1 protein-coding gene and 1 pseudogene are annotated in these 4,888 nt (G+C 69.3%); both read left to right on the top strand.

Annotation, left to right across the window (positions count from 1 at the left end; all coding sequences use genetic code 11):
* Positions 1–410, top strand: a pseudogene (locus ACZ5WG_RS40740) (condensation domain-containing protein); the annotation flags it as partial.
* 8 nt (positions 411–418) lie between these two features.
* The coding region (locus ACZ5WG_RS40735) for an amino acid adenylation domain-containing protein (RefSeq protein ID WP_468729695.1) at positions 419–4,888 on the top strand (4,470 nt) is incomplete at its 3' end.

Here is a 4,888-nt window from a genome sequence, read left to right as displayed (position 1 = left end):
TTCTTTCGGGGTTCGATCGGCCGCAGTTGGGGTTCAACTATCTGGGGCGGGTCGCTGCGGGCGGCGAAGCCACCGACTGGAACGTCGTCCCCGGATCCGGAGCGATCGTTCCCGGTGACCGTCCGGATGCCCCGCTCCCGTACGTGCTGGAGCTGAACGCGCTCACCGAGGACGGCCCGGACGGGCCGGAGCTGATCGCCGGCTGGACCTGGGCCCGCGACCTACTCCCCGAAAAGGACGTGGAAGCCCTCGCCGAGGCCTGGTTCGACGCGCTCCGCGGCCTCGTCGCGCACGCCGAACGCCCCGACGCCGGCGGCCTGACGCCCTCCGACATTGCTCTGGTCTCCATCAGCCAGAGCGAGATCGACGAATTCGAAGACGACTTCTTTGCAGAGCTGGAAAGCGAGTGAGGGAAACAGTGAGCCGCAAGTCGCAGTCCATCGAGGACATCCTTTCCCTGTCTCCGCTGCAGGAAGGCCTGATCTTCCACAGCGTCTACGACGACGAGACCGCAGGGATCTACACCCTGCAGCTGGCCTTCGACGTCGAAGGAAGCCTGGAGCCCGCCGCCCTGCGAGCGGCCGCCGCAGCCATGCTGCGCCGGCATGCCGCCCTGCGCGCCTGTTTCCGCCAGCGCAAGACCGGCGAGTGGGTCCAGATCGTCCTGAAGGACATACCCGTGGCCTGGTCCGAAGTGGACCTGTCACACCTGTCCCCGCAGGAGCGCGAACACGAGACCGCCCGCATCATGCGGGAGGACCACGCCCGCCGCTTCGACCTGGGCAAGCCGCCGCTGATCCGCTTCACCCTGGTGCGACAGGACGATGACCAGCACCGGCTGGTGATCGCCGCCCACCACACCGTGCTCGACGGCTGGTCCCTGCCCGTCATGCTGCGCGAACTGATGGCGCTGTACGTCAACGGGGCCGACGAGCAGGCTCTGCCGCTCGTCCGTCCTTACCGTGACTACCTGAAGTGGCTCGCCGAGCAGGATCGGGAAGCGACCGAACAGGCCTGGCGCGAAGCCCTGGCCGGCCTCGAAGGACCCTCGCTGGTCGCACCCGTCACGGACGGCCGCGTACCGAAGGCGCCGGGCCAGCTCACCTTCGGCCTCCCGGCGCCGCAGACCGCGGCGCTCGAGCGGCGCGCCCGCTCGCTCGGCGTGACCGTCAACTCCGTCGTCCAGGCGGCCTGGAGCCTCGTGCTGTCCAGCCTCCTCGGACGCGACGACGTGGTCTTCGGTGTCGTCGTCTCCGGCCGTTCACCGGAGTTGACCGGTGTCGAGGACATGGTCGGCCTGTTCATCAACACCGTGCCCCTGAGGCTGCGACTCGATCCCACGGAGACCTTCGGCAGGCTCCTCACCCGCCTGCAGGCCGAACAGGCCCGTCTCCTGGACCACCAGCACCTCGGACTGACGGACATCCAGCGCCTGGCCGGCGTCGGCGACCTGTTCGACACCTCGATGGCCTTCGACAACTACCCCGTACGAAGCGCGGAACTCGGCGCCTCCATCGACGCCGGCAGTCTGCGCGTCGTCGGAGCCCAGGGCGGCGCCGCCATGCACTACACCCTGGGTCTGACCGTGATGCCCGGCGAAGAGCTGCAGTTCCGCCTGGACCACCAGCCGGACCTGGTGGAGCGTACGAAAGCCGAGGCCGTCGCCGCGCGGGTCCTCCACGTCCTGGAGCAGCTCGTTGCCGACCCCGACACCGTGGTGGGTCGGGTCGACCTCCTCGGTGAAGAGGAACGCGAGCGGGTGCTCCTGGAGCGGAACGCCACATCACGCGAAGTGGCAGCCGTGACGCTGCCGGGACTGTTCACGGCGCAGGCGACGCGCACGCCTGCGGCCGTCGCCGTCACCGACGACGAACGATCGCTGACCTACGTCGAGTTGGACAGTGCATCGGACCGCTTGGCGCGGGTGCTGGTGGCGGCGGGCGCCGGTCCCGAGCGCCGGGTCGCGGTCAAGCTGCCGCGTTCGGTCGACCTGATGGTGGCCCTGCTCGCGGTGGCGAAGTCGGGTGCTGCGTATGTGCCGGTCGACCCCGAGTATCCGGCAGAGCGGATCGCGGTCATGCTGGAGGAGTCGGATCCGGTCGTCGTCATCGACGAGTCCTGGCCAACCCTCCGCGAGATCGAGGGCATCGACGAATCCGTCCGCCTGAGCCGCGTGGAACCGTCATGGCCGGCGTACGTCATCTTCACCTCCGGCTCCACCGGCCGCCCTAAGGGAGTGGTGGTCGAGCACCGCTCCCTGGGGGCCTATCTGGCCCGCAGCGTCGAGGCCTACCCGGACGCGGCAGGCGTGTCTCTGATGCATTCCTCCGTTTCCTTCGACATGTCGGTGACGGCCCTCTGGACGCCCCTGATGGTGGGCGGTTGCGTACGTCTCGCCGAGCTCGACGAACGCGTTGCCGAACACGGCCCCCTTCCCACCCTCCTGAAGGTCACGCCGTCACACCTGCCGATGCTGGAGGCGCAGCCCGCCGTCGTCGCCGGTGTGCGCACGATGCTGATCGCCGGCGAGGCCCTGCGCGGTGAGGTGCTGGAGCGCTGGCGCGCCGCCCACCCGGACATGCGGCTGATCAATGCCTACGGTCCGACGGAGACGTCCGTGACCAGTGCCGAGTACGTCCTGGAGCCCGGCGCGGACACCCCGCCCGGTGCGGTGCCGATCGGCCGGCCGTTCTGGAACACCCGCATGTACGTGCTCGACAGTGCCCTACGGCCCGTGGCCACGGGCGTCGCGGGCGAGCTGTACGTGGCGGGAGCCGTCCTGGCCCGCGGTTACCTCGGCCGCCCCGAGCTGACGGCGGAACGCTTCGTCGCGGATCCGTTCGGTCCGCCCGCCACACGCATGTACCGGACCGGCGACCTCGTACGGTGGCGCGAGGACGGCCACCTCGAGTACCTGAACCGCGTCGACGACCAGGTCAAGGTCCGTGGCTTCCGCATCGAACTCGGCGAGATCCAGTCGGTCCTCGCCCGCTCCACCGGCGTGCGACAGGTCGCTGCCGTGGTCCGCGAGGAGAGCCAGGGCGACCACCGGGTCGTGGCCTACGTCGTACCGGAAGACACTGCGACCCTCGACCCGGCCGAGCTGCGCACCCACGCCTCCCGGCACCTGCCCGAGTACATGGTGCCCGCCGCCGTCGTCGTCCTGGACGCCCTGCCCACGACATCCAACGGGAAGCTGGACCGCCGGGCGCTGCCCGCCCCCGCCTACGGCGGCGACGGGAACGGGGACGCGAGGCGCGGCGTGATCCACCGGCCGCGCGACCCACGGGAGGAGATCCTCTGCGGGCTCTTCGCGGAAATCCTCGGCATCCCCCATGTCGGGACCGACGAGGACTTCTTCGAACTCGGCGGACACTCCCTGCTGGTCATCCGTGTCGTGAGCCGCGTCCGCAGCGCCCTCGGGTTCGAACTCAACATCCGCCAGATGTTCGAAGCGCGGTCCGTCGCGGGCCTGCTCCGCCTTCTGGACGACGCGGCCGGCGCCCGACCCGGTGTGGTCAGGGCCGAGCGGCCCGAGCGGATCCCGCTGTCGTTCGCCCAGCAGGGCCTGTGGTTCCTGCACCGCATGGAAGGCCCGGCCGCGACGTACAACATGCCGCTGTCGCTGCGGCTGTCTGGTGCCCTGGACCGCGAGGCGCTGAGCGCGGCCCTGTCCGACGTGGTGGTCCGGCACGAGAGCCTGCGGACGGTCTTCGCCGAGGATGCCGAAGGGCCCTACCAAATCGTCCTGTCGGGCGACGAGGCCCGGCCGGTGGTGACGTACGAGGCCGTGAACGAGACCGACCTTTCCGCACGCATGGCTGAGGCGGCACGTTACGGCTTCGATCTGTCCGGGGAGATTCCCATCCGGGCGTGGCTGTTCGAGGTGGCTCCGGAGGAGCACGTGCTGCTGGTGCTGGTGCATCACATCAGTGCGGACGGGTGGTCGGTTCCGCTGCTGGCGCGTGATCTGACGGTGGCGTATTCGGCGCGCAGTGGCGGGGAGGCTCCCGGTTGGTCGGAGCTTCCTGTCCAGTACGCGGATTACACGGTGTGGCAGCGGGAGGTGCTGGGCTCGGAGGAGGATCCCGAAAGCCCGATCTCGAAGCAGCTGGCCTATTGGAAGGACGCCCTGGCCGGACTGCCGGAAGAACTCGACATCCCCGGCCGCCGGCCGCGCACGGCGGGAGGCGTCCAGGAAGGCGGCGCGGTCTCCTTCGACATCAGCCCGGCGCTGCACGAGGGCCTCGTGAAGCTGGCGCGGGAGAACCAGGCGTCGGTGTTCATGGTGGTCCAGGCTGCCCTGGCGACGCTGCTGTCACGTCTCGGCGCCGGTGAGGACATCCCGATCGGTACGCCGATCGCGGGCCGTACGGACGAGGCGACCGACGACCTGGTCGGGTTCTTCCTGAACACCCTCGTCCTGCGGACGGACCTGTCGGGCAATCCGACCTTCCGTGAGCTGATCGCCCGGGTCCGGGAGAACGCCCTCGCCGCGTACGCCCACCAGGACGTCCCTTTCGAACGCCTCGTCGAAGCACTCAACCCGACGCGCTCGGCACATCGACACCCGGTCTTCCAAGTGCGGTTCGTCTTCAACAACCTGGATCAGTCGGCCGCGTTCGAGGCGGTGGACGGTCTTCCGGGACTCGGCGTCGCCTCCCTCCCGGTGGAGGTCGGCGCGGCCAAGTTCGACCTCCTGTTCCGCATGGCGGAGACCTACAACGACGGAGGCGAACCCGCAGGCCTGAGCGCCCAGTTGGAGTTCAACTCGGGTCTGTTTGATCGGGTGTCGGCTGAGGGTGTTGTGGGGCGTTTGCTTCGTGTGTTGGAGCAGGTGGTTGTTGATCCGGGTGTGGTGGTGGGTGGTGTGGGGCTCCTGGGTGTG

Source organism: Streptomyces sp. NPDC032745 (assembly GCF_055579465.1).
Note: the sequence above shows the minus strand (reverse complement) of the source record. Positions and strands in the feature narration are given on the sequence as shown.